General features: G+C 61.0%; 21 protein-coding genes. 11 read left to right on the top strand and 10 right to left on the bottom strand.

Annotated features, from left to right (window positions below):
- The first annotated feature begins 2 nt into the window (after window positions 1-2).
- A complete protein-coding gene (locus CFE47_RS13460) occupies window positions 3-1481 on the top strand; it encodes a DNA recombination protein RmuC (RefSeq protein ID WP_502695490.1) in 1479 nt (492 codons plus the stop codon).
- A gap of 57 nt (window positions 1482-1538) precedes the next feature.
- Here CFE47_RS13460 and CFE47_RS13455 read toward each other — a convergent pair whose 3' ends face one another.
- The 3 genes from CFE47_RS13455 to CFE47_RS13445 form a co-directional block, all read right to left on the bottom strand.
- Window positions 1539-5009, bottom strand: a complete 3471-nt coding sequence (locus CFE47_RS13455) for a hybrid sensor histidine kinase/response regulator (RefSeq protein WP_286837678.1) — start codon at window positions 5007-5009, stop codon at window positions 1539-1541.
- Between the two features lie 116 nt (window positions 5010-5125).
- Window positions 5126-5509: a YbaN family protein gene (locus CFE47_RS13450; RefSeq protein WP_286837676.1), complete on the bottom strand. Its 384-nt coding sequence runs from the start codon at window positions 5507-5509 to the stop codon at window positions 5126-5128.
- 20 nt (window positions 5510-5529) lie between these two features.
- Window positions 5530-6117: a UPF0149 family protein gene (locus CFE47_RS13445; protein ID WP_185703612.1), complete on the bottom strand. Its 588-nt coding sequence runs from the start codon at window positions 6115-6117 to the stop codon at window positions 5530-5532.
- A 276-nt stretch (window positions 6118-6393) separates the two neighbouring features.
- Here CFE47_RS13445 and recQ point away from each other — a divergent pair, with 276 nt between their 5' ends.
- On the top strand, window positions 6394-8520 hold the full coding sequence (gene recQ, locus CFE47_RS13440; protein WP_185703614.1) for a DNA helicase RecQ: 2127 nt from the start codon (window positions 6394-6396) through the stop codon (window positions 8518-8520).
- A 121-nt stretch (window positions 8521-8641) separates the two neighbouring features.
- Window positions 8642-9076, top strand: a complete 435-nt coding sequence (locus CFE47_RS13435; RefSeq protein ID WP_135288670.1) for a MarR family transcriptional regulator — start codon at window positions 8642-8644, stop codon at window positions 9074-9076.
- 134 nt (window positions 9077-9210) lie between these two features.
- Here CFE47_RS13435 and CFE47_RS13430 read toward each other — a convergent pair whose 3' ends face one another.
- Window positions 9211-11400, bottom strand: coding sequence for a patatin-like phospholipase family protein (locus CFE47_RS13430; protein ID WP_286837843.1), 2190 nt, complete (start codon window positions 11398-11400; stop codon window positions 9211-9213).
- An 84-nt stretch (window positions 11401-11484) separates the two neighbouring features.
- Here CFE47_RS13430 and CFE47_RS13425 point away from each other — a divergent pair, with 84 nt between their 5' ends.
- Window positions 11485-11772 carry an Rdx family protein gene (locus CFE47_RS13425; protein WP_286837672.1) on the top strand — a complete coding sequence of 96 codons (288 nt, stop codon included), beginning with the start codon at window positions 11485-11487 and terminating at the stop codon, window positions 11770-11772.
- 34 nt (window positions 11773-11806) lie between these two features.
- On the opposite strand, the gene CFE47_RS13420 is transcribed toward CFE47_RS13425, so the two are convergent.
- From CFE47_RS13420 to CFE47_RS13410, 3 genes are all read right to left on the bottom strand, one after another.
- Window positions 11807-12088, bottom strand: a complete 282-nt coding sequence (locus tag CFE47_RS13420; protein ID WP_185703618.1) for a hypothetical protein — start codon at window positions 12086-12088, stop codon at window positions 11807-11809.
- A 128-nt stretch (window positions 12089-12216) separates the two neighbouring features.
- On the bottom strand, window positions 12217-13101 hold the full coding sequence (locus CFE47_RS13415; protein WP_286837669.1) for a DMT family transporter: 885 nt from the start codon (window positions 13099-13101) through the stop codon (window positions 12217-12219).
- Window positions 13102-13199: 98 nt separating this feature from the next.
- The gene (locus CFE47_RS13410) at window positions 13200-13949 is read right to left on the bottom strand and encodes a helix-turn-helix transcriptional regulator (protein WP_286837667.1); all 750 of its coding nucleotides are present in this window, start codon (window positions 13947-13949) and stop codon (window positions 13200-13202) included.
- Between the two features lie 137 nt (window positions 13950-14086).
- Here CFE47_RS13410 and CFE47_RS13405 point away from each other — a divergent pair, with 137 nt between their 5' ends.
- Complete coding sequence (locus tag CFE47_RS13405; protein ID WP_286837665.1) at window positions 14087-14896, top strand: UDP-2,3-diacylglucosamine diphosphatase; 810 nt, start codon at window positions 14087-14089, stop codon at window positions 14894-14896.
- A 111-nt stretch (window positions 14897-15007) separates the two neighbouring features.
- On the opposite strand, the gene CFE47_RS13400 is transcribed toward CFE47_RS13405, so the two are convergent.
- The 3 genes from CFE47_RS13400 to phhA form a co-directional block, all read right to left on the bottom strand.
- Entirely contained in the window at window positions 15008-16201 is a 1194-nt protein-coding gene (locus CFE47_RS13400) for an amino acid aminotransferase (RefSeq protein ID WP_286837664.1), read from the bottom strand.
- The gene (locus CFE47_RS13395) at window positions 16201-16557 is read right to left on the bottom strand and encodes a 4a-hydroxytetrahydrobiopterin dehydratase (protein ID WP_017735186.1); all 357 of its coding nucleotides are present in this window, start codon (window positions 16555-16557) and stop codon (window positions 16201-16203) included. The genes CFE47_RS13400 and CFE47_RS13395 overlap by 1 nt, the downstream gene beginning before the upstream one ends.
- 99 nt (window positions 16558-16656) lie before the next feature.
- Window positions 16657-17448: a phenylalanine 4-monooxygenase gene (gene phhA / locus CFE47_RS13390; RefSeq protein WP_185703628.1), complete on the bottom strand. Its 792-nt coding sequence runs from the start codon at window positions 17446-17448 to the stop codon at window positions 16657-16659.
- Window positions 17449-17705: 257 nt separating this feature from the next.
- Here phhA and CFE47_RS13385 point away from each other — a divergent pair, with 257 nt between their 5' ends.
- The 6 genes from CFE47_RS13385 (at window position 17706) to flgJ (ending at window position 24326) form a co-directional block, all read left to right on the top strand.
- The gene (locus CFE47_RS13385) at window positions 17706-19268 is read left to right on the top strand and encodes a sigma-54-dependent transcriptional regulator (RefSeq protein WP_286837661.1); all 1563 of its coding nucleotides are present in this window, start codon (window positions 17706-17708) and stop codon (window positions 19266-19268) included.
- A gap of 328 nt (window positions 19269-19596) precedes the next feature.
- Entirely contained in the window at window positions 19597-20337 is a 741-nt protein-coding gene (locus CFE47_RS13380) for a flagellar basal body rod protein FlgF (RefSeq protein ID WP_105694848.1), read from the top strand.
- Between the two features lie 62 nt (window positions 20338-20399).
- On the top strand, window positions 20400-21185 hold the full coding sequence (gene flgG, locus CFE47_RS13375) for a flagellar basal-body rod protein FlgG (protein ID WP_185703632.1): 786 nt from the start codon (window positions 20400-20402) through the stop codon (window positions 21183-21185).
- A gap of 53 nt (window positions 21186-21238) precedes the next feature.
- Window positions 21239-21934, top strand: a complete 696-nt coding sequence (flgH, locus tag CFE47_RS13370) for a flagellar basal body L-ring protein FlgH (protein WP_185703634.1) — start codon at window positions 21239-21241, stop codon at window positions 21932-21934.
- Window positions 21935-21961: 27 nt separating this feature from the next.
- Window positions 21962-23050, top strand: a complete 1089-nt coding sequence (locus tag CFE47_RS13365) for a flagellar basal body P-ring protein FlgI (RefSeq protein ID WP_135310075.1) — start codon at window positions 21962-21964, stop codon at window positions 23048-23050.
- 4 nt (window positions 23051-23054) lie between these two features.
- Entirely contained in the window at window positions 23055-24326 is a 1272-nt protein-coding gene (gene flgJ / locus CFE47_RS13360; RefSeq protein WP_286837659.1) for a flagellar assembly peptidoglycan hydrolase FlgJ, read from the top strand.
- The last annotated feature ends 9 nt before the right edge of the window (window positions 24327-24335 follow it).

Raw genomic sequence — 24335 nt, 5'->3', positions numbered from 1 at the left:
CTATGGTTTTTGACTGGACCAGTATTGCCCTGGGCCTCGCTGGCGCCGCTGTGCCGTTATTGGCAGTGTGCTGGCAGATTCAACGGAAGTTGACCGCCCGCATGACCGGCTGGGAACTGCTCGAAGAGCGCCTGGCCACAGCGCAAATGGCCCAGGAAGGCCTTGCGGCTCAACTGGATGCCAGTCGCGACGAAATCAGCGACCTGAGCCAGGCCAATGCCGCCAAGCAAGCCGATTTGGCTGCCGTGCGCCGTGAGGTCGAACTGCTGCAGATTGATCGTGACAACGCCCGCGACGCCGCTCACGCCTGGAACCTCGACCGCAGCGCCAAGGACACCGAACTGCGTCGTCTAGACGCGTTATCAGCTGCCTTGCGTGCCGAACTGCGCGAACAGCAGGACAGTCATCAGCAGCGCCTGGCGGACCTGCAAGGCTCTCGCGATGAGTTGCGTGCGCAGTTCGCCGAATTGGCCGGCAAGATCTTCGACGAGCGTGAGCAACGTTTTGCCGAAACCAGTCAGGAGCGCTTGGGCCAATTGCTCGACCCGTTGAAGGAGCGCATCCAGTCCTTCGAAAAACGCGTTGAAGAAAGCTATCAGAACGAAGCTCGCGAGCGCTTTTCCCTGGCCAAGGAACTTGAGCGCCTACAGCAACTGAACCTGCGGCTGTCAGATGAAGCCACCAACCTGACCCGCGCCCTCAAGGGGCAGAAAACCCAAGGCAACTGGGGCGAGTTGATCCTTGAGCGTGTGCTGGAACACGCCGGCCTGGAGAAGGGGCGTGAGTATCAGACCCAAGTCAGTCTAAAAGGCCCGGATGGCGAGCGTTTCCAGCCGGACGTGCTGATCATGCTGCCGGGCGACAAGCAGGTGGTAGTGGACTCCAAGGTTAGCCTCACCGCGTATCAGCAGTTCGTTGGCGCGGATGATGACGTGATCGGCCAGGCAGCGTTGAAGCAGCACGTGCTGTCCCTGCGCAATCACGTCAAAGGCTTGGCCGGTAAGGATTACAAGCGCCTGGAAGGCCTGCACAGCCTGGATTTCGTGTTGCTGTTCGTCCCGATCGAGGCGGCGTTTTCCGCTGCGCTGCAGGCCGAGCCGAACCTGTTCCAGGAAGCCTTCGACCGCCATATCGTGATCGTCAGCCCCACCACCTTGCTCGCCACGTTGCGGGTGATCGACAGCCTGTGGAAGCAGGAACGCCAGAGCCAGAACGCCCGGGAAATCGCCGAGCGCGCTGGTTGGCTGTACGACAAGTTCGTGCTGTTTATCCAGGACCTGGATGAAGTGGGTAATCGCTTGCAGCAGTTGGATAAGGCTTACAGCTCTGCGCGTAACAAGCTGACAGATGGACGCGGAAACCTGGTCAGTCGGACTGAGCAATTGAAGTTGCTGGGTGCGCGGGCCAGTAAAAGCTTGCCTGCGGATTTGTTGGAGCGGGCGATGACGGATGCTGATGGCGTGGCCCATCTACCCGAATAAACACAGATCAAAATGTGGGAGCGGGCCCGCTCCCACAGGAATTTCAGGGTAGCTTGCCTACAGCGGCAAATGCCGACTCAGCAACGCCCGCAACGCCGCAGGCTTCACCGGCTTGGCCAGGTAGTCCAACCCCGCCGCATGCACCTCGGCCACCATCTCCGGTCGTCCGTCAGCGCTGATCACCACGCCAGGAATCGGCTCCGCCAATTGTGCGCGCAGCCACCCCATCAACTCGGTACCGGTTTCGCCATGGTCCAGGTGGTAATCCACCAGCGCCAGTTGCGGGCGTACACCCTCGGCCAGCAGCGCCGCACATTGCGCCTGATCAGTGGCGGTCCACACCTCGCAACCCCAACGGCTCAACAGGCTGCGCATGCCGATCAGGATGCTTTCTTCGTTGTCCACGCACAGCACCTGCGCGCCGCTCAGTGGCAGGCCGTTTTCCTGCGGAGCCAAGACCCGTGGGCTGGCCTGGTTGCGTGCCAGTGGCACGCTGACGCTGAAGACGCTGCCTTTGCCCGGCCATGAGCGCACGCTCAAGCGATGGCCCAGCACACGGCACAGGCCGTCGGCAATCGCCAACCCCAGGCCCAGGCCTTTTTCGGCGCGCGTCTGGTGGCTGTCCAGGCGCTTGAATTCTTCGAAGATCACCTTCTGCTTGTCCGGCGGAATGCCGGGGCCACGGTCCCAGACTTCCAGGCACAGTTCGCCTTGGCGCCGGCGTACGCCCAGCAATACTGGGCCGTCGGCATAACGGAACGCGTTGGTCAGAAAATTCTGCAAGATTCGCCGTAGCAACTTGATGTCACTGTCGACGCGCAAACGACTGCCACGCAGCCGGAAGCGCAGCCCTTGCTCCTGGGCCAGCGCCTTAAATTCTGCGCCCAAGGTGTCGAACAGTTCATTGAGCACAAACGGCTGGCGCTGCGGATTGATTTTGCCGTTTTCCAGGCGCGAGATGTCCAGCAAGTCGCTGATCAGGTCTTCGGCGGAACGCAGTGAGCTGTCCAAGTGCTGCACCAGTTGCCGAGCTTCACTCGACAGCCCATCGTTCTGGTGGGAGAGGGCGGCGGAGAACAGTCGCGCGGCGTTCAGCGGTTGCATCAGGTCGTGGCTGACGGCGGCGAGAAAGCGGGTTTTCGACTGGCTGGCAGATTCGGCCACGCCCTTGGCGTCGGTCAGTGCCACGTTGAGCTGCGACAGCTCATGGGTCCGTTCGGTCACCCGTTGCTCCAACCCTTCGTTGGCCTCGGTGAGTGCCTGCTCAGCTTCGCGGAACGCGGTGATGTCGGTGAAACTCATGACAAATCCGCCGCCCGGCATCGGGTTGCCGATCAGTTCGATCACTCGTCCGTTGGGGAATAGGCGCTCCGAGGTGTGCGCGCGCCCCTGGCGCATCCAGTGCAGGCGTCGCGCCACATGCACTTCGGCCTCGCCTGGCCCGCACAGGCCGCGCTCGGCGTTATAGCGAATGATGTCGGCAATCGGCCGGCCCACACTGATCAAACCGTCGGGGTAGTTGAACAGTTCCAGATAGCGACGGTTCCAGGCCACCAACTTGAGTGATTGGTCTACCACGCTGATGCCCTGGGTGATGTTTTCAATCGCGCCTTGCAGCAAGGCTCGGTTGAATTGCAGCACTTCCGACGCTTCGTCGGCGATACGTACCACATCTTCCAACTGCATTTCCCGACCTTCGATCGCGGCTTTTACCACCGCGCGCGTCGACGATGCGCCAAGCACACCGGCCAACAGGCGTTCGGTGTGTGCTATCCAGTCGTTGTCGGCGTTCTGGTTGGGGTTGAAACCTTTGCCCTGTCGGTAGGCGAAACGGATAAAGCTCTGCTGCGCGCGTTCTTCACCCACAAAACGCGCTGCCAGGCTGAGCAGGTCGCTGATCTGCACCGACAACATCGAGCGGGCGCTGGCACGTTGGCTGATCTCCTGGCCGATGAAGCGCCCCGCCTGCCAGTGTTCGGACACCCGCGTGCGCGACAGCATCGACACCCACACAAACAGGGTGAAGTTACCTGCCAGCGAAAACACTGTGCCCAGTGTCAATGAGGTGACGGACAAACCGAGCGGGTGGGAATGCATCCACGTTAGCCCAGGGAAAAGGCTAAGGGACCATCCCAGGCTTTTCGCGGTAACCGGTAGGACCAAGGTGTAGAACCACAGGAACGTCCCCGCTGCGAGGCCGGCAAACACACCGCGCCGATTGGCTTGCTTCCAATACAGCGCACCGAGCATGGCAGGTGCCAGTTGGGTTACGGCGGCAAAGGCGATCTGGCCGATGGTCGCCAGGCTCGCCGTGGAGCCGAGCAGTCGATAACTCACATAGGCCAGCAACAGGATGATCACGATGCTGACTCGGCGCACCGACAGCATCCAGTGACGGAACACTTCGAACGGCCGCTCGGCGCTGGAGCGGCGCAGCAGCCACGGCAGCAACATGTCGTTGGAGACCATGGTCGACAAGGCAATGCTTGCCACGATCACCATGCCGGTAGCCGCCGAGGCACCGCCGATAAACGCGAGCACGGCCAGGGCCGGATGAGCTTCGGCCATGGGCAGGCTGATCACGTAGGAGTCTGGTAGCACGGACGAGGGCAACAGCATCTTGCCGCCGAGGGCAATAGGGATCACGAACAGCGCGGCGAGGATCAGGTAGGCCGGGAACACCCACTTGGCCAGGCGCAGGTCCTGCGGGTCAATATTCTCCACCACGGTCACATGGAACTGTCGCGGCAGGCAGATGATTGCCATCATGGCGACGCCGGTCTGTACCACCATCGACGGCCAGTTGACGGTTTCTTTCCAGTATTCGTCCAACCGTGGCGCCAGCATCGCTTGGCTAATCAGGTCACCGAAACCGTCGTACAGGCCGTAGGTCACAAACGCGCCGACGGCCAGAAACGCGAACAGCTTGACCAGGGATTCAAACGCAATCGCCAGCACCATGCCACGGTGGTGCTCGGTGGCATCAAGGTTGCGCGTACCAAACACAATGGTGAACAACGCCAGCACCAGCGACACGATCAATGCCGTGTCCTGGGCGCGGGTGCCGGTGGTGTCTGGTCCAGAGCCGATCAGCAGGTTCACCCCGAGCACGATGCCTTTGAGCTGCAGTGCGATATAGGGCAGCACACCCACCAGGCAGATCAGCGCCACGACCACGGCGAGGGACTGGGATTTGCCGTAGCGTGCGGCGATAAAGTCGGCAATGGAGGTGATGTTTTCCTGCTTGCTGATCAGAATCATCTTCTGCAGCACCCAGGGTGCCAACACCAGTAGCAGCACCGGTCCTAAGTAGATCGGTAAAAATGCCCACAACTGTTCTGCGGCCTGGCCTACGGCGCCGAAGAACGTCCAACTGGTGCAGTAGACGGCCAGCGACAGGCTATACACCCAGGCACGCATGCGCGGCGGCAACGGCGCATGGCGTCGGTCACCGTAAAAGGCGATGGCAAACATAATGGCCATATAGGCCAGGGCAACGGCGGCGATCAGCCCGCTGGACAGCGTCATGGTAACTCCGAGCATAAGAACACCCAGGCATTCCAGGCCCGGTTGGACAGTCTCGCATGATGCTTGGGGTTAGTCAGTGTCGACCAAGGTCGTGTGAGGGGTAATGTCGCAGGGGCTCAGCGGGGAGGCAGGGTTTTCTGGCGCAGGATGTAGATCGACACCAGCACTGCGCTGGTCAGCATGAAGCCGCGTGCCCAGGGCAGTGGGACGAGGTAGCAGGAAACGCTGATGCTCAACCACATCAAGCCAATGGCGTAGACCTTGCCTTTGAGCGGGATGCCATTGCCGTCCAGATAGTCGCGTACCCAGGGCCCCAGGCGCGGGTGTTCCACCAGCCAATGGTAGAAACGTGGAGAGCTTCGAGCGAAGCAGGCGGCGGCGAGGAGCAGGAAGGGCGTGGTCGGCAATACCGGTAGGAAAATGCCGATCACCCCCAGCGCTACGCTCAGCCAGCCGATGGCCAGCAGCACGTAACGCAGGAGCAGCGAGCGATTGCCCATGGGTGTCACGGGCAAGCGACTCAGTGGTGACGTGGCTTGAGGATCGCCGGTTTTTCGTCAGGGGCGTTGCACAGCAGGTACAGGGCGGTCAGGGCTTCCGGGATCTGTACGATCATGTCGTCCATCAAGTTGGCGTCGGCGGCGATGTCGGAGAACTCCGGCTGGTCGTCGAACAGGCCCGAACCGACCATGATCGGCAGCAGCATTTCGCTGACTTCTTCCTCGGCGGTTTCGAACCAGGCGGCTTCACGCAGGAACACGCCTTCCATGAAGCCGATGCACCAGCCGCGCAGGTCGGAGTCGTCCGGCTCTTCGCCCAGGTCCAGTTCGCACGGCAGCTCGAACTCCTCGTCGGAGGCCAGTTGGCGACCGATGTGGGCCTTGAGGGCCAGCAGGGTGGATTCGATTTCTTCGCGCTGGGCAGCGTCGGTGTAGTGAGGTTCTTCGGCGAACAGGGCGTCGATCCACTCACGGTCAGGTACAGGCTCTGAGCAGATGGACAGGGCGGTCAGGTAGCCGTGGGCGGCCACGTAGTCCAGCGCCTCGTCATGCAGCTCATCGGCGTCGAGGAAGGCTTGCAGGCGGGTTAGTTGCTCAGCGAAGGACATTGAAGGACTACCTTGGGAATAAACGATGCTGAATTCTAGGCTTTCTTGAGCGCCCAGGCCAGCCGCACTGCATATTTGCCAGGTTTTAGATAGCGCTGGCTATTCGTCAGTGGCGCCCTTTGGTGGATGTCGCTCGGGTATACTGCCGCGTTTTGTGATGCCCTTGCAGGCCAAGCGCCAGTCCGAGAAAACTTCACTTACGGATTATTTCCCGTAACCCCGTGTTTTCTCGGCCAGCCTGTATAGAGGGATTTCGGCACTATTTTGGAGTTATACATGCTCGAGCAGGCTCAACGCGTCCTCAAGGACATCTTCGGCTACGACAGTTTTCGTGGCCGCCAGGGTGCGATCATTGAGCGCGTGGCCAGTGGCGGCGATGCCCTGGTCCTGATGCCTACTGGCGGTGGCAAGTCCCTGTGCTTCCAGGTGCCGGCGTTGTTGCGCAATGGCCTTGCCGTGGTGGTGTCGCCGCTGATCGCGTTGATGGACGATCAGGTGGCTACCCTCGAAGAGCTTGGCGTTGCCGCAGCGTCCCTGAACTCCACCCTCAGTGCCGAGCAGCAGCGTGACTTGGCTGCGCGGATCAAGCGCGGTGAAGTGAAAATGCTTTACCTGGCCCCCGAGCGACTGGTGCAGCCGCGCATGTTGGCCTTCCTGCAGAGCCTTGAAATCGCCCTGTTTGCCATCGACGAGGCCCACTGCGTATCGCAATGGGGCCACGATTTCCGTCGCGAATACCTGCAACTTGGCCAACTGGCCGAGCTTTTCCCTGACGTGCCGCGTATCGCCCTGACCGCTACTGCCGACAAGCGTACCCGCGAGGAAATCGTCGAGCGCCTGCATTTGCAGAACGCCGAGCGCTTCCTGTCGAGCTTCGACCGCCCAAATATTTTCTACCGCATCGTGCCCAAGGAGCAGCCGCGCAAGCAGCTGCTCGCATTCCTGTCTGAGCGTCGCAGTGATGCAGGTATCGTTTATTGCCTGTCGCGCAAAAAGGTCGATGAAGTGGCCGCGTTCCTTTGCGAACAAGGCTACCCAGCGCTGCCGTATCACGCGGGCCTGCCCAACGAAACGCGCTCGGCCCACCAGAAACGTTTCCTCAACGAGGAAGGCCTGATCATGGTGGCGACCATCGCATTCGGCATGGGCATCGATAAATCCAACGTGCGCTTCGTCGCCCACATGGACTTGCCCAAATCCCTTGAGGCGTATTACCAGGAGACCGGTCGTGCCGGCCGTGATGGCCTGCCAGCGGATGCCTGGATGGTCTACGGCCTGCAGGATGTGGTGATGCTCAAGCAGATGCTGCAGAACTCCGAAGGCGATGAACGCCATAAGCGCCTGGAGCAACACAAGCTCGATGCCATGCTTTCGTTGTGCGAAGAGACCCGCTGCCGCCGCCAGACCTTGTTGGCGTATTTCGACGAAGACATGCCCGAGCCTTGTGGCCATTGCGACAACTGCATCGACGGCGTGCAAACCTGGGACGCTACCGAGCCGGCGCGTCAGGGCTTGTCTGCCATTTACCGTACTGGCCAGCGCTACGGTGTCGGCCATCTGGTGGATGTGCTGCTGGGCAAGGACAACGAAAAGGTGCGCAGCTTTGGCCACGAAAAACTGTCGGTCTACGGTGTCGGCAAGGCCCGTGCCGAAGGCGAATGGCGTTCGTTGTTCCGGCAGATGGTTGCGCGCGGCCTGGTGGATATCGACATCGAAGGTTACGGCGGCCTGCGTCTGAACGACAGTTGCCGACCGCTGCTCAAGGGCGAAGTGAGCCTGGAGCTGCGCCGCGACCTCAAGCCGCAGACCACCGCCAAGAGCAGCACCAGCCAAGCCAGCCAACTGGTACGTGGCGAAGAACGCGAACAGTGGGAAGCCCTGCGCACACTGCGGCGCAAGCTGGCCCAGGAACACAGTGTGCCGCCTTACGTTATCTTCCCCGACTCCACGTTGCTGGAGATGCTGCGTGAGCAACCCACCACAATGTCCGAAATGGCGCGGGTCAGCGGCGTGGGCGCACGCAAGTTGGAACGTTACGGCCAGGCCTTCCTTGAAGTGCTCGGCGGTCAGGCCGAGGCGCCGAAGGAAGTCGCCGATATTCGCCACGAACTGATCAGCCTGGCACGCGCCGGCATGACCCCGATCCAGATCGCCGGTCAGTTGCAGTGCTCGGAAAAGAACGTCTACACGTTGCTGGCTGAATCCATCGGAAAGCAGCAGTTGTCGTTGGAGCAGGCGCTTGATTTGCCAGAGGATTTGCTCGGCGAGATCCAGGACGCGTTCCTGGACGGAGAGGGCGAATTGCCAGCTGTCGCGGAGATCACACCACTCTTTACCGGACGTGTCCCTGAGGGTGTTTTGTACTGCGTAAGGGCCGCTTTGCAGTCGGAATTCGAGATTTAGTGCGCCAATTACGACAATGTAACGAATCAGTACATAGCAACTCTTGCCTACTGGCATGGCTCATGCTTAGCTGACTAATAATTAGCCACACTTTATTTTCAGTCTAAACCATGAGTTTTTTATGCCGTTAACCGATCAACACCGTTTTGGCATGCAGTTGGCGCAAATGTCCCGAGGTTGGCGCGCCGAGCTGGACCGCCGCCTGGCGGGGCTGGGCTTGTCCCAGGCGCGCTGGCTGGTGCTGTTGCACCTGGCGCGTTTCGAAGAAGCACCCACGCAGCGTGAGCTGGCGCAAAGCGTTGGGGTAGAAGGGCCTACCCTCGCCCGGTTGCTCGACAGCCTGGAAGGTCAGGGCTTGGTGCAACGCCAGGCGGTGGTGGAAGACCGTCGTGCCAAGCGCATCTTGCTGTGTGATACCGCTCGCCCGCTTATCGACCAGATCGAGACCATTGCGACAGCGCTGCGTCATGAGCTGTTTGTGGGGGTGGATGAAGAGGATATGAAGGTGTGCATGCGTGTGCACGGGCACATCCTGGCAAACCTGGAAAAGTCCTGATCCCGGATTCGGTGACGATCAAAATGTGGGAGCGGGCTTGCTCGCGAATGCGGCATATCAGTTACCTTTTTAGTCGCTGACACATCGCATTCGCGAGCAAGCCCGCTCCCACATTTGGTTTTGTGTTCGGCTCTCTAAAAGGTCTGGCCCAGGTTCAGGTATACCGCCTTCTGATTATCATCGTTGAACCCATAGCTGAAATTCAGCGGCCCCAACGGCGTATCGAACCCCAGGAACACACTGGCCGCGTTGATGTACCCACTGTCGAACTCATTGTCATTGTTCCACGCCCGGCCGCGCTCCAGTGACGCGCCCAGGTACAGCGGAAAATCCAACGGCAGGTACGAGCGTGGGGTCAGCCGACGGTAGTACACCGCGCGCATCAGGCTGATGTTCTGCCCCGAGATCGCATCCTCGCGAAAGCCCGACAATTGCCGCGCGCCCCCCAGCAGGAAGCTGGAAATCACTACGTCGGACCTGTCCAGCGTGCGCCCGTAACGGCCGCCCAGTACCAACGTGTCCGGGCCATTGCTCATGGCTTTGTCCAGTTTGAACTCCCATTGACGATAGCGCTGGTCCGAACCAAGCCCTGGCTCAAATTCGCGGTAGGCCAGGCCGATGTCTTCACCGGTATGGGGGAAGTACACGTTGTCCAGTGAGTCAAAGGAGTACTTCAACTCATAGAAGCCTTCGCTGAAACTCACGCTGGGCATGTCGCGGTCGCCGATACGCACATCGGCCTTGCCCCAGGCCTCGCCGACGCCGAAGCGGATCTCACCGCTATTGCCGATCTGGCGCCCTACGTTCAGGCCGAATCCGTAGCGTTCCAGGCGGTATTCGGAGACGGGGTCGTTGTCCAGGATCAACTCGACGTTCTGCGCCTGGGCGCTGATATAGGGCGCGACGAAGTAACGCGAGCCGGTGTCCATGGGTTGATAGAACTCGCTGTACAGCTCTTGCCGATCACCGATCTGCACCCGCGTCAGCCATTCGGCACCGAGGCGGTTGATGCCGTTCATGCGGTAGCTGGCGCCGAGGTTGAAGGCGCTGTCGCCGCGCATATCGTCCGACAGGTTCAGGCCCAGGCGCAGGTAGTCGGTGCCGCTGCGTTTGCCGCGTGCGCTGATCACCAGGGTGTTGTCCTGGCCTTTCTTGATCACGCGGTATTGCACCTGCTCGAAGTAGTCCAGGCCGTACAAGGTGCCCATGTCGGTTTGCAGCCGTCCCAGGTTCAGCGGCTCGCCGAGGGGCTGGCGGATGTAGTAGCGGATCACGTCGTCGCTGACTTTCGAGTCGTTTTCCACATTGATCGCGGTGATCACCGGCGTGCGTTCGCCAGGGGTGCGAGCCGCAACCAATTGTGGGTCGATCGGCTCGGCCGGTCGCAGGTGCGCCAGGCGCAGGTCGAGGGCGCGTGTGGCGCGGTAGCCGGCGTCGATCATGTCCTTGGCGCGGCCGAAGTCGGTCACCCCATAGGCGGCCAGCGGTGGTTGGATCAGTACGTCTTTGGGGCGCAGGGCCTTGAGTTGCTCTTCGGAGTTACGCCGGGTCATCAGGGTGATGGATTGGTTGAGCACGTCCACCACAGTGGCCAGCTGTTTGCGCGAACGCAGTGGGGTGCCGATGTCTACCACGATGGCGATATCCACGCCCATCTCCCGCGCTACGTCCAGTGGGATGTTATCGGTCATGCCGCCGTCCACCAGCAAGCGCCCGTCAAGCTCTACCGGTGCGAACACCGCCGGGATCGACATGCTCGCACGAATCACCTGAGGCAAGTGGCCCTTGCTGAACACTACTTTTTCGCCCGTGGTGATATCGGTGGCCACGGCGCGGAAGGGGATGGGCAGCTTGTCGAAATTACGCGTGTTGCTGCTATGGGCAAACATGCTCTCCAGCAGCAGCGCCAGGTTCTGGCCCTGGATCACTCCCAACGGCAAACCGAGGCTGCCGTCGTCGCGAAAACTGAGCTTCTGTTTGACCAGGAAATCCCGGTCATCCTGCTTACGCCGAAACGGTACGTCTTCCCGTGGTGGTGCATCGGACAGCGCCTGCTGCCAGTCGATGTTCAACGCGAGTTTTTCCAGCTCATCGATCTTGTAGCCCGACGCGTACAGCCCGCCGATCACCGCGCCCATGCTGGTGCCGGCAATTGCATCGATCTGGATGCCTTGCTCTTCCAGGGCCTTGAGCACACCGATATGGGCCAGGCCACGAGCGGCGCCGCCGGACAACACCAGGCCGATTTTCGGGCGTGGGGCTTCAACGGCTTGGGCGAGGAGGGGTAGCAGGCACAACAGCAGGCAGGACAGCAGGCGGCGCATCATGAATCTCAAGGCTGGGCGATAAAGGCCGGTATTATAGCCATTCGATCCTCCGAGCCCGTTACGCCAGGAACCTCTCAAATTATGTCCGTGAGCAAACCCGAGATCATCATCACCTATTGCACCCAATGCCAATGGCTGCTGCGCGCGGCCTGGCTGGCCCAGGAGTTGTTGAGCACGTTCTGCGACGACCTGGGCAAAGTGTCGCTGGAACCGGCCACCGGCGGTGCGTTTCGGATTACCTGCGACGGTGTGCAGATATGGGAGCGCAAGGCCGACGGTGGTTTCCCGGAGGCCAAGGTATTGAAGCAGCGCGTGCGTGACAGGATCGACCCGCAGCGCGACCTGGGGCACAACGACCGTACGCAGTGAAGGTCACCGCCTTGGAAGGACGGTGACCTGACGGCTACTTTGTGGCTAGCTTTTGCTTGATGAACCCGACGACCCAGGTCAGCACCAGGCCGCCCACGCCGCCGCCGACGATGTTGCTGCCGACCGCCGCGACATCCAGCGCTTCCCCACCGGATGTGCCGGTGAATTGCGCAAGGACCTGTCCCAGGACCAGGCCGCCAATACCGCCAAGCAACGTATTGAGACCTGTGCCCAGGCTCTGCTTGGTCATGCCGGCCAGATTGCCGCCGACGGCTCCGCTGATGATCTGCACCAGCAATTGGATGAGTGTTTCCATGATGAAACCCCTGCATAGCGTTAATGGATTGACCACTCGCTTGCAGCAACTTCAAACTTCATGGCTGTCGTCGAGAAGTCCTTATCCGTTGAACGACGACAAACTGTTGCGGATCGCCAGAGTATAGATCAGGCCTCGGCGGCGGGCTGTTTGGCCTGGCTGGCACTGCCCATCAGCCCGGACAGCACGATGGCGACGATGATCAACGCGCCACCCAGCAACATGCGCAGGGTCGGGGTTTCGGCGAACAGCAGCCAGGCTACCGTGATGCCGTACACCGGTTCCATGGCAAACACCACAGAGGCGGTGCGCGCCTTGATCACCGCCAGGCTGGCGACAAACAGGCTGTGGGCCAGGCCGGTGCAGAACACGCCCAACAGGCCGATCCACAACCAGTCCATTGCGCGAACATCCGCCAGGCCCGGCGCCGCTACGGGTAGCAGGCAGAGTGCGACCACCACGTTTTGCCACAGCGCGGCCTGCACCGCAGGGATCCGCCCGGAACTGGCCCGGTTGTTCAGTGACAACAGCGAGAACAACAGCCCCGACAGGATGCCCCACAACAGGCCGCCGGTGGCTGCGCTGGCGAGGTTGAAGTCCGGGGTGACCAGCACCAAGCCGACGCTGACCAGCGCCACCAACAGTACTTCGTTGGCGCGAATGCGCTCGCGGAAGATCAGACCTTCGAGGATTACGGTAAACGCTGGAAATGCAGTAAAACCCAAAGTGGCAACGGCCACGCCAGCCACTTTGACAGCGATGAAGAAGGTTACCCAGTGCGCCGCCAGCAGCACGCCGCTGATCAGCAATCGGCGCCAGTCGCGCAGCGCCAGTCGTTTCCAGGGCGCGTTGCTGGCAAAACGTGCAAACACTGCCAGGGCCAGCACCGCAAACGCGGCGCGGCCAAACACAATGATGGCGGGGGAGGCGGCCGCCAGTTTGCCGAACACGCCAGTGAGGCCAAACATCAGTGCGCCGATATGCAGGGCGCCGAGGGCTGAGCGGGGGGTCATTACGGTCCTTGAAGCAAGCGGGTGACGAAGGCCAGTCTAGTGGCTTGCTGACGCAGGTGTCTGTCGTCTGGCTCGCGATTTTTATCGCAAGACTCTCTCTACGCACTGCGTCGCAATGCACCGGGGGTCGCACCAAACTCCCGCAGCATGGCGGCCGCAAAGGCACTTTGCGAGGCGTAGCCGACGCGGTCTGCGATTTCACCGATGGGCAACGGCGTTTTTTGCAGCAGGTCCAAGGCCATTTGCAAGCGACGGCTACGGATGTAGTCCATCGGTGTCTGCCCGCATTCGGCCATGAACCGTGCATGCAAGCGCGCCACCGACAAGTCAGCGATACGCGCCAAGTCCGCCACCTGCAGCGGGTGCGCGAGGTGCCGTTCGATATGTGCATTAAAAGCGGCGTAGGGCAGGCGTCGGCCTGGTACCGGTTGGGTGAGCGAATGATTCAGGCTGGCCAGCAGCAACACCGCACCTTGCTGCACGATCAGCGGGTCATCCACCGGGCTGTGTGCGAGCCACTGCACCAACTGGTTTTGCCGCGCGTCCAGCGCCAGGCGCGCCGGTTGATCGAGCAGGCGTCGACTGGCGTCGGCATGGTCGCCCAGCGAGTGCAGCACCCAGTGTTCGGAAGGCACGTCCAGCACCAGGCAGCGGCTGCCATCGCGACTGCCGCACGCGTGATGGGCAGAGAAAGGCAGCACCATCACGCTGCTTTCGCGCACCTGGCTGCCCAGGCCATCGACTTCCAGATCCAGATGCCCGGACAGGCCAAACACCAGCTGCGCATGGTCATGGCTGTGGGCAATAGGCGCTTCGAGGTAGTGGCGCAGTGTGAGGGCGGCGTTCATCGCGGTCTCCGGGGCAGCAAGGCGCCAGTCTACAACGCTTCGCGGCCGGTCGGCGCTGTCATCAGACTGACGCACGGCTGTCACGGACTATTAATCGCCAAGGCGCAAGCTCGCGAAAACAGCGTCGAGGGATGCCCATGACCAGTGCCGAGTTCACCAAACCCAGCCGCAAGCAGCGCGTTCGTACCCTGTGGATTTCCGACGTGCACTTGGGCACCCGGGATTGCCAGGCCGAGCATTTGTCGCAGTTCCTCAAGGGCTACCAGGCCGACAAGGTCTACCTGGTAGGCGACATCATCGACGGTTGGAAACTGCGCGGCGGCATGTACTGGCCCCAAGCCCACACCAACGTGATCCGCCGCCTGTTGACCATGGCAAAGCGCGGCACCGAAGTGATCTACGTCACCGGCAACCACGATGAATTCCTGCGCCGTTACTCCAAGCTGATCCTGGGCAATATCCAACTGGTGGATGAGGCGGTGCATGTGACTGCCGATGGCCGCCACTTGCTTGTGATTCATGGCGATCAGTTCGATGTAATCACCCGCTACCACCGCTGGTTGGCATTTCTCGGCGACTCGGCCTACGAGTTCACCCTCACGCTGAACCGTTGGTTGAACCACTGGCGTGCGCGGTATGGCTATGGCTACTGGTCGTTGTCGGCTTACCTGAAACACAAGGTGAAGACCGCGGTGAACTTCATCAGCGATTTCGAAGAAGCTATCGCCCACGAAGTGACCAAGCGCGAATTGCATGGCGTGGTGTGCGGGCATATCCACCATGCGGAGATTCGCAAGGTGGGTGAGGTGGACTACCTCAATTGCGGCGATTGGGTGGAGTCGTGCACGGCGTTGATCGAGCACTGGGATGGCAGTATCGAGTTGTATCGATTGGCGGATGCGCAGGCTAAAGAAGCGCAGCTCAAGGCTGAGATGGTTGCAGGCTAAAAAACTGTGGGAGCTGGCTTGCCTGCGATAGCGGTGTTTCAGTCGACATCTCTATTGGATGTGACACCGTTATCGCAGGCAAGCCAGCTCCCACAGTTTGATTGGGTTCCGTCAGTTGGATATGTCAGCGATGGCTGCGGCTAACAGTGTGAGGCGCGTCGCATCAATCCCCGCCACGTTGGCCCGCCCCGAATTCACCATGTACACACTGTGCTTCTCGCGCAGTTGCTTCACCTGGTCGGCACTCAGGCCGGTATAGGAGAACATCCCACGCTGCGCCCCGATGTGTGCAAACCGCTCCGACAAGCCGTGTGGCGCCAACGCTTCCACCAGCCCGGAGCGCAAGTGCGCAATCCGCGAACGCATGGCTTCGACTTCACCGCTCCACAGGGCTTTCAGCTCGGCATCGCCCAAGATGGTCGCGACCACTGCCGCGCCGTGATCCGGCGGCGTCGACCACAGGTTGCGGGCGATATTGGCGAGTTGGCTGCGTACGTCCGTCAACTTCTCGGCGTCCGCCGCGCACACAATCAGCGCGCCGACGCGGTCGCTGTACAGGCCAAAGTTCTTCGAACAGGAACTGGTCACCAGCACTTCCGGCAACTCGCTGGCAAACAATCGAACTGCCCACGCGTCCTGTTCCAGGCCATCGCCAAAGCCTTGGTAGGCGAAGTCGATCAGCGGCAGCAATTGGCGTTCGCGCACGATTTTCAGCACCTGGCGCCAGTCATCCTGGGACAGGTCGAAACCGGTCGGGTTGTGGCAGCACGCGTGCAGCAGCACCACGTCGCCATGCGGGACGGTGGCGAGCGTGGCCAGCATCGCCGCTACGTCCAGGCGATTGTCGGCGCCCACGTACGGGTAGTGGCTGACCTTGAGCCCAGCCTTGGCGAAGATGCTTTCGTGAATCGGCCAGGTCGGGTTACTCAGCCATACGCCACGGCCCGGCAAGCTGTGGGCGATAAAGTCGGCGCTCAGGCGCAGGGCGCCGGTGCCACCTGGGGTCTGGGTGGCACCGGCACGACGTTCGCCGATCAACGCGGAGCCGGCGCCCAGCACCAGCGCGCTGATCAGTGCGCCAAAGGCTGCGTTGCCATGGCCGCCGATGTAGGTCTTGGTGGTTTGCGTGTCCACCAGGCGCTGTTCGGCCAGCTTCACCGAGCGGGGAATCGGCGTCAGGCCCTGGTCGTCTTTATACACGCCCACGCCCAAGTCGAATTTGTTCGGGTTGCTGTCCTGGGCATACAGGTCCATCAGGCCCAGGATCGGGTCGCCGGGCACGCGGGTAATCGCATCAAAATGCATTACTTGCGGCCCTCGGCGTCCTTGGCCACTTCGTCGGTGCGCGCGGCCATGATGAAGTCGTTGCGGTGCAGGCCCTTGATGGAGTGGCTCCACCAGGTCACGGTAACTTTGCCCCATTCGGTCAGCAGGCCCGGGTGATGGCCTTCGGCTTCGGAGATGTCACCCATGGCATTGGTAAAGGCCAGTGCGAACTTGAAGTTCTTGAACAGGAAGACCTTTTCCAACTGCATGACGCCGTCGCGTACTTCGATGTTCCAGTCGGGGATCTGCTTGATCAGTACCGGCAACTCTTCATCGCTGACTTGCGGGGCATCGGCGCGGCAGGCTTCGCAGTGGGCTTGGTTCAAGGTGGTCATGTGGAGGTGTCCTGAATTCGAGTATTTGAAGGTCAGTGGCGTCACCCTAAAGCAACGCGGGGCCAGGGAACAGACTCACCTGGCCTTAAAAACGCAGGTTCATGCGGCCTTGGGTTTGGGTGGGAACTTTGGCGCGTGCAGACCCAACTGCATGCCGCGCTCAACCATGCCCATGATGTCTTCCTGGGCCACTTCGAACAGGCGCTTGAGGTCTGGCAGCACGAAGTACAGCGGTTGCAGGATGTCGATGCGGTATGGCGTGCGCATCGCTTCCAATGGGTCGAAAACCTGGTGCTCGGGTTCTGACGACAGGCTGTACACCGTCTCCTTGGGCGACGACAAAATCCCACCACCGTAGATACGCCGGCCCTCGGGCGTGTCCACCAGGCCGAACTCGATGGTCATCCAGTACAGGCGCGCCAGGTACACCCGCTGCTCCTTGGTGGCCGCCAGGCCGAGCTTGCCGTAGGTGTGGGTGAATTCGGCGAACCAAGGGTTGGTCAGCAGCGGGCAGTGGCCGAAAATCTCGTGGAAGATGTCCGGCTCTTGCAGGTAGTCCAGTTCTTCACGGGTACGAATAAAGGTCGCCACTGGAAACTGCTTGTTGGCGAGCAATTCAAAGAAGGTCTGGAAGGGGATCAGCGCCGGCACCCTGGCGACTTGCCAGCCGGTAGTTTCGGCCAGCACCTTGTTGATCTCGCCCAGTTGTGGAATGCGATCATGGGGCAGGCCAAGCTTGTCGATGCCGTCCAGGTATTCCTGGCAGGCGCGACCTTCGATCACTTTCAGCTGGCGCGTGATCAGGGTGTTCCACACCGCGTGTTCTTCCGGTGGGTAATCGATAAACCCATGCGCATCGGGCTCGCGGGCCACGTAGTGCGTCTGCTTCATACGGCTCTCCTGCTAGGCATTCGTTCTTGTTATGTCCTGCGATGAACGTATTGATAACCCGACGGGCGCGAGATTCCATCGGGCTTCGGCGGTGGCTTGTAGGAAAATGTACTGAATATCGTAAAGTATTCGTTACAGATGTGCGGCCCTTCGCTGTGTTGGGCTGGGAAAAGGTCATGGTCTGTCACATAATCTTGACGACTATTCGCGCCCAGCGACAAAAAGACGCGGCGCCTACCCACTTTTCGGGCCTCTTCATGCGTATCAAAGTGCACTGCCAGAACCGCATCGGCATCCTGCGGGACATCCTCAACCTGCTGGTGGAGTACGGCGTCAACGTCGCCAAGGGCGAGGTCGGGGGGGAGCATGGCAACGCCATTTACCTGTTCTGCCCGAACCTGGTGAACATGCAGTTCCAGGCGCTGCGTCCGCAATTCGAAGCAATTGCCGGGGTATTTGGCGTCAAGCGCGTAGGGCTGATGCCCAGTGAACGTCGGCATATGGAGCTCAACGCACTGCTCGGTGCTCTGGAATTTCCGGTGCTGTCCATCGACATGGGCGGCTCCATCGTCGCTGCCAACCGTGCGGCGGCGCAGTTGCTGGGCGTGCGGGTAGACGAGGTGCCGGGCATTCCGTTGTCGCGCTACGCCGAAGATTTCGATCTGCCGGAACTGGTACGCGCGAGCAAATCGCGGATCAACGGCCTGAGGGTCAAGGTCAAGGGTGACGTATTCCTGGCGGATATCGCGCCGCTGCAATCTTCCGAGCACGATGACAGCGAAGCGATGGCCGGTGCCGTGCTGACCCTGCACCGCGCCGACCGCGTGGGAGAGCGTATCTACAACGTGCGCAAGCAGGAGCTGCGTGGCTTTGACAGCATCTTCCAAAGCTCCAGGGTCATGGCTGCCGTGGTCCGAGAGGCCCGGCGCATGGCGCCGCTGGATGCGCCTCTATTAATAGAAGGCGAAACCGGTACCGGCAAGGAGCTGCTCGCACGCGCCTGCCACTTGGCCAGCCCTCGTGGGCAATCGCCCCTGATGGCGCTCAACTGCGCCGGCCTGCCGGAATCGATGGCCGAGACAGAACTGTTCGGCTACGGCCCTGGCGCATTTGAAGGGGCGCGGGCCGAAGGCAAGCTGGGGCTGCTGGAATTGACGGCGGGCGGTACGTTGTTTCTCGATGGCGTGGGGGAAATGAGTGCGCGCTTACAGGTGAAGCTGCTGCGCTTTTTGCAGGACGGCTGCTTTCGGCGGGTAGGCAGTGATGAAGAGGTGTACCTGGATGTGCGGGTGATCTGCGCAACCCAGGTGGATTTGTCCGAGCTGTGTGCCCGTGGTGAATTCCGCCAGGACCTGTATCACCGCCTCAACGTGCTGTCGCTGCACATCCCACCGCTGCGCGAATGCCTCGACGGCCTGGCGCCGTTGGTTGACCACTTCTTGGACCAGGCCAGTCGCCAGATTGGCTGCCCGCTGCCGAAATTGGCACCGGCTGCGATGGATCGTCTCAGTCACTACCATTGGCCGGGCAACGTGCGGCAGTTGGAAAACGTGTTGTTCCAGGCGGTGTCGTTGTGCGAGGGCGGTACGGTCAAGGCCGAGCACATTCGTTTGCCGGATTACGGCGTGCGTCAGCCGCTTGGCGAATTTTCGCTGGAGGGGGGGTTGGAGGCGATTGTTGGGCGGTTCGAGAAGGCGGTACTGGAAAGTTTGTATGGCGAGCATCCCAGCAGTCGGCAGCTAGGCAAGCGCCTTGGGGTTTCACACACCACCATTGCCAACAAACTGCGGGATTACGAAATCCTCAAGGCCGACAAATAACCCTCTGACACAACGGGGTGAAAAATGTGGGAGCTGGCTTGCCTGCGATAGCGGTGGGTCAGCGAAGTATGTGCTGACTGAGTCACCGCTATCGCAGGCAAGCCAGCTCCCACACTTGATCTTCATTGTTTTAAAGACCTGTGTTTGCCGCAGGCGGCAGTAGTCCGCCGTTTTTTCGACTCTCACCCCGCGCGATTTTTCTGGCAACCACCCGCAAACCCTTGCCCCGCTTGCATCTCACTCTCTTTTCAAAAGTTGGTTCGCAAATTGCTTAAGCCTCCTCAGTACAGCGGTGGGCGGCAAGCGTCCGTCAGAAAGAGGAAAGAGCGTGGACAAGTACCTTTATGTGGCAATGACCGGCGCCAGCCAGAATGCTCTGGCGCAGAAGGCCCATGCCAACAACCTGGCGAACATTTCCACCAACGGTTTTCAACGTGACCTGGAACAGGCGCGCTCGATGCCGGTGTTCGGCGACAGCTTTCCGGCGCGGGCGTTTGCCATGACCGAACGTCCTGCCACCGACTTCACCCCTGGCGCGATGATCGAGACCGGCCGCGACCTGGACGTGGCCGTCAACGGCAACGGCTGGATGGCCGTGCAAACTCCGGACGGCAGCGAAGCCTACGTGCGCAGCGCCAGCATGAACGTCGATGCGTTGGGCGTGCTGCGCGCCGGCAACGGCATGCCGATCATGGGCAACGGTGGCCCGATTGCCGTGCCGCCGCAGCAGAAAATCGAAGTGGGCTCTGACGGCACTATCAGCATTCGCGCCATGGGCGAAGGCCCGCGGGTGATGGCGGAAGTGGACCGCATCAAGCTGGTCCAGCCCGACCTCAAGAATATGAATAAAGGCCTGGATGGCACCATCCACACCAAGGATGGCCAGCCGGCCCAGGCCGATGCAAACGTCACGCTGACCTCGGGTTTCCTGCAGGCAAGCAACGTCAATGCCGTGGAAGAAATGACGGCGGTGCTGGCGCTTTCCAAGCAGTTTGAGCTGCACATCAAGATGATGAACAGCGCGAAGGAAGACGACCAGGCCATGACGCGCGTCATGCAGATGAGCTGATTGCAGCCCACTAACTAATTTGTGATGTCGCGCCAACAAACAGGCGCACAGAGGAGAACAGCATGCTTCCGGCTCTATGGGTTGCCAAAACAGGTCTGTCCGCCCAGGACACCAACCTGACCACCATTTCCAACAACTTGGCCAACGTGTCGACCACGGGTTTCAAACGTGACCGCGCCGAGTTCCAGGACTTGCTCTATCAGATCAAGAAGCAGCCAGGCGCCCAGTCGACCCAGGACAGCGAACTGCCGTCGGGCCTGCAACTGGGTACCGGTGTGCAGATCGTTGGCACCCAGAAGAACTTCAGCGCCGGTAACCTGCAGCAAACCGGCCAGCCGCTGGACATGGCCATCAACGGCCGTGGTTTCTTCCAGATCCTGCAACCGGATGGCACTACCTCATACACCCGTGACGGTACTTTCCACCTGGACTCCAACGGCCAGATCGTCACCGCCAACGGTTTCTCCCTGGAACCGGCCGTGGTCGTTCCAGCGGATGCCAAGACTTTCACCGTCGGCAACGACGGCACCGTATCGATCACCGTGGCCGGCAACCCAGCCTCGCAAGTGATCGGCAACCTGCAAACCGCCGACTTCATCAACCCGGCCGGCCTGCAGGCCATGGGCAACAACCTGTTCCTGGAAACCGCTTCCAGCGGCGCGCCGCAAATCGGTACCCCGGGCCTGAACGGCTTCGGCACCACGCTGCAAAGCACCCTGGAAACGTCCAACGTGAGCACCGTGGAGGAGATGGTCAACATGATCACCACCCAGCGCGCCTACGAAATGAACTCCAAGGTGATTTCCACCGCCGACCAGATGCTCTCGTTCGTCACGCAGAATCTGTAATCAAGTCTATGGGGCGCCATTGACGGCGCCTGCAACACCGTGAGGTAAGGGTCATGAATCGCTACGTTTCTGTTTTGGCACTGAGTGGGATCGCCGTGCTCGCGGGCTGTGTCGCCCCGACGCCAAAGCCCAACGACCCGTACTACGCGCCGGTGTTGCCACGCACACCGTTGCCGGCGGCGGCCAACAATGGCTCGATCTACCAGGCCGGTTTCGAACAGAACCTGTACAGCGACCGCAAGGCGTTCCGGGTCGGTGACATCATCACCATCACCCTGAACGAGAAGACCCAAGCCAGCAAGAACGCCAACTCGCAGATCGGCAAGACCAGCAAGACCGGGATTGGCCTGACCTCGTTGTTTGGCGGTGTGCCCAACACCAATAACCCGCTGGGCAGCGGCGACCTGAGCCTGGACGTGGGCTACAGCGGCGACCGCGCCACCAACGGCAAGAGTGCGGCGGCGCAGGGCAATACCCTGACCGGTTCGATCACCGTGACCGTGGCCGATGTATTGCCCAACGGCATCATCGCCGTACGCGGTGAGAAGTGGATGACCCTCAACACCGGCGACGAGCTGGTGCGCATCGCCGGCATGGTCCGCGCCGATGACATCGCCACGGACAACACCGTGCCGTCGACGCGAATTGCCGATGCGCGCATCACCTACTCGGGTACAGGTTCGTTTGCTGATGCGAGTCAGCCGGGCTGGTTCGACCGTTTCTTCCTTAGCCCGCTGTTCCCTTTCTAGGTGGCCACTTTGAAACTCAAACAGCTGATGGCGGCGGCACTGTTGCTGTCCCTGAGCGCAGTCGCCCAGGCCGAGCGCCTGAAAGACATCGCCAGCATCTCCGGCGTGCGCTCTAACCAGTTGATCGGCTACGGCCTGGTGGTAGGCCTGAACGGAACGGGTGACCAGACCACCCAGACGCCGTTCACCTTGCAGACCTTCAACAACATGCTCTCGCAGTTCGGCATCAAGGTGCCGGCGGGTTCGGGCAACGTGCAGCTTAAAAACGTTGCGGCGGTGTCTATCAGTGCCGATTTGCCGGCGTTTTCCAAGCCCGGCCAGGTGGTGGATATCACCGTGTCGTCCATTGGTAACTCGAAAAGCCTGCGCGGCGGCACCCTGTTGATGACCCCCCTCAAAGGTATCGACGGCAACGTCTACGCCATCGCCCAAGGCAACCTGGTGGTCGGCGGCTTTGACGCCGAAGGCCGCGACGGTTCGAAGATCACCGTGAACGTGCCATCGGCCGGGCGTATTCCCGGCGGTGCCACGGTGGAACGCACCGTGCCGAGCGGTTTCAACCAAGGCAACAGCCTGACCTTGAACCTCAACCGTTCCGACTTCACGACCGCCAAGCGCGTGGTCGACAAGATCAACGACATGCTCGGCCCTGGCGTGGCCCAGGCCATTGATGGCGGTTCGATCCGTGTGACCGCTCCGCTGGACCCAAGCCAACGCGTGGACTACCTGTCGATCCTGGAAAACCTTGAAGTCGACCCGGGCCAGGCGGTCGCCAAAGTCATCATCAATTCGCGTACCGGTACCATCGTGATCGGCCAGAACGTCAAGGTGTCGCCAGCGGCGGTCACCCACGGCAGCCTGACCGTGACCATTACCGAAGACCCGATTGTCAGCCAGCCTGGTGCCTTCTCCAACGGCCAGACGGCGGTAGTACCGCGTTCGAAAGTCAACGCCCAGCAAGAAGCCAAGCCGATGTTCAAGTTCGGCCCCGGCACCACCCTGGATGAGATTGTCCGCGCGGTGAACCAGGTGGGCGCAGCGCCAGGCGACTTGATGGCGATTCTCGAAGCCCTGAAACAGGCCGGCGCCTTGCAAGCCGACCTGATCGTGATCTGACGCCATGGCCATGGACATGCGCAAGAGCGGGATCAGCAGCACCGCGGATTCGGGTTCTTACTCCGACTTGAACCGGCTTAACCAGCTCAAGGTCGGCGACGACAAGAACAGCGAAGGCAACATGCGCAAGGTCGCGCAGGAGTTCGAATCGCTGTTCTTGAGCGAGATGCTCAAGTCGATGCGTTCGGCCACCGAGGCCCTGGGCAAGGACAACCCGCTGAACACGCCGGCGGCCAAGCAGTACCAGGAAATGTACGACCAGCAACTGGCGGTCTCGATGTCCCGCGAAGGCGGTGGTATTGGCCTGGCCGACGTGCTGATGCGCCAGATGCAGAAGAACAAACCGGTGGACGCCCAGGCGGCCACCTTGCAGGGCCCGGCTGCGGCCGAGCCGACGAAGAAAATGGCCGTGCCGACGGAGATTGCCGCCGGCACCCAGGCCGAAGGTCCGCTGGGGCGTTCCAACGGTCAACGCCCGTTGTGGGCTTATCGCGTGGCTGAACCCCAGGCGGGCGCCGCTGCATCGCACAGCAATGACATGGAGCTGATGAACCAGCGCCGTATCGCGCTGCCAAGCAAGCTCACCGACCGCCTGTTGGCCGGCATCGTGCCAAGCACTGATGCAACCACCGTCGCCAGGGCTGCACCGCTGCGTAACAGCGCGGCTGATGACAACGTGATCAACAGCGGCGCGCGTACCTTTGCCGTGCCAAGCGGGCGCATGCAGGTCTACGGCCGCGCCGTGGCCCAGCCACCCTTGGCGCCGGCGAAGAAGGCCTTCAATTCGCAGGATGAATTTGTCGCCACCATGCTGCCGATGGCCAAGGCGGCCGCCGCGCGAATCGGTGTCGATCCGAAATACCTCGTGGCCCAGGCCGCGTTGGAAACCGGCTGGGGTAAATCGGTGATGCGCGCCGAAGACGGCAGCAGCAGCCACAACCTGTTCGGCATCAAGGCCGGCCAGAGTTGGCAGGGCGGTCAGGCGCGTGCAATCACCAGCGAGTTTCGTGATGGAGCGATGGTCAAGGAAACGGCGCAGTTCCGTTCCTACAACTCCTATCAGGACAGCTTCCATGATCTCGTGACGTTGCTGCAAAGCAATGATCGCTATAAAGAAGTCGTGAAGTCGGCCGACAACCCGGAACAGTTTGTACGCGAGTTGCAAAAAGCCGGTTACGCCACCGACCCGGACTACGCCAGCAAGATTTCGCAGATCGCAAAAACGATGAACACTTACCAGAATTACGCTGCCGCTGGCGCAACCACACATTTATAAGGTCTGAAC

Origin of the sequence: Pseudomonas sp. PGPPP1 (assembly GCF_002255865.1) — a bacterium.
Classification (GTDB): domain Bacteria; phylum Pseudomonadota; class Gammaproteobacteria; order Pseudomonadales; family Pseudomonadaceae; genus Aquipseudomonas; species Aquipseudomonas cremoris.
The sequence above is the reverse complement of the archived record's forward strand: the minus strand, read 5'-3'. Positions and strand labels throughout refer to the sequence as shown.

Excerpts from the sequence above, each read along its gene's own strand:
- CFE47_RS13460 (WP_502695490.1), top strand. The coding sequence starts at position 3 with ATGGTTTTTGACTGGACCAGTATTGCCCTGGGCCTCGCTGGCGCCGCT.
- CFE47_RS13455 (WP_286837678.1), bottom strand. The coding sequence starts at position 5,009 with ATGACGCTGTCCAGCGGGCTGATCGCCGCCGTTGCCCTGGCCTATATG.
- CFE47_RS13450 (WP_286837676.1), bottom strand. The coding sequence starts at position 5,509 with ATGGGCAATCGCTCGCTGCTCCTGCGTTACGTGCTGCTGGCCATCGGC.
- CFE47_RS13445 (WP_185703612.1), bottom strand. The coding sequence starts at position 6,117 with ATGTCCTTCGCTGAGCAACTAACCCGCCTGCAAGCCTTCCTCGACGCC.
- recQ (WP_185703614.1), top strand. The coding sequence starts at position 6,394 with ATGCTCGAGCAGGCTCAACGCGTCCTCAAGGACATCTTCGGCTACGAC.
- CFE47_RS13435 (WP_135288670.1), top strand. The coding sequence starts at position 8,642 with ATGCCGTTAACCGATCAACACCGTTTTGGCATGCAGTTGGCGCAAATG.
- CFE47_RS13430 (WP_286837843.1), bottom strand. The coding sequence starts at position 11,400 with ATGCGCCGCCTGCTGTCCTGCCTGCTGTTGTGCCTGCTACCCCTCCTC.
- CFE47_RS13425 (WP_286837672.1), top strand. The coding sequence starts at position 11,485 with ATGTCCGTGAGCAAACCCGAGATCATCATCACCTATTGCACCCAATGC.
- CFE47_RS13420 (WP_185703618.1), bottom strand. The coding sequence starts at position 12,088 with ATGGAAACACTCATCCAATTGCTGGTGCAGATCATCAGCGGAGCCGTC.
- CFE47_RS13415 (WP_286837669.1), bottom strand. The coding sequence starts at position 13,101 with ATGACCCCCCGCTCAGCCCTCGGCGCCCTGCATATCGGCGCACTGATG.
- CFE47_RS13410 (WP_286837667.1), bottom strand. The coding sequence starts at position 13,949 with ATGAACGCCGCCCTCACACTGCGCCACTACCTCGAAGCGCCTATTGCC.
- CFE47_RS13405 (WP_286837665.1), top strand. The coding sequence starts at position 14,087 with ATGACCAGTGCCGAGTTCACCAAACCCAGCCGCAAGCAGCGCGTTCGT.
- CFE47_RS13400 (WP_286837664.1), bottom strand. The coding sequence starts at position 16,201 with ATGCATTTTGATGCGATTACCCGCGTGCCCGGCGACCCGATCCTGGGC.
- CFE47_RS13395 (WP_017735186.1), bottom strand. The coding sequence starts at position 16,557 with ATGACCACCTTGAACCAAGCCCACTGCGAAGCCTGCCGCGCCGATGCC.
- phhA (WP_185703628.1), bottom strand. The coding sequence starts at position 17,448 with ATGAAGCAGACGCACTACGTGGCCCGCGAGCCCGATGCGCATGGGTTT.
- CFE47_RS13385 (WP_286837661.1), top strand. The coding sequence starts at position 17,706 with ATGCGTATCAAAGTGCACTGCCAGAACCGCATCGGCATCCTGCGGGAC.
- flgG (WP_185703632.1), top strand. The coding sequence starts at position 20,400 with ATGCTTCCGGCTCTATGGGTTGCCAAAACAGGTCTGTCCGCCCAGGAC.
- flgH (WP_185703634.1), top strand. The coding sequence starts at position 21,239 with ATGAATCGCTACGTTTCTGTTTTGGCACTGAGTGGGATCGCCGTGCTC.
- CFE47_RS13365 (WP_135310075.1), top strand. The coding sequence starts at position 21,962 with ATGGCGGCGGCACTGTTGCTGTCCCTGAGCGCAGTCGCCCAGGCCGAG.
- flgJ (WP_286837659.1), top strand. The coding sequence starts at position 23,055 with ATGGCCATGGACATGCGCAAGAGCGGGATCAGCAGCACCGCGGATTCG.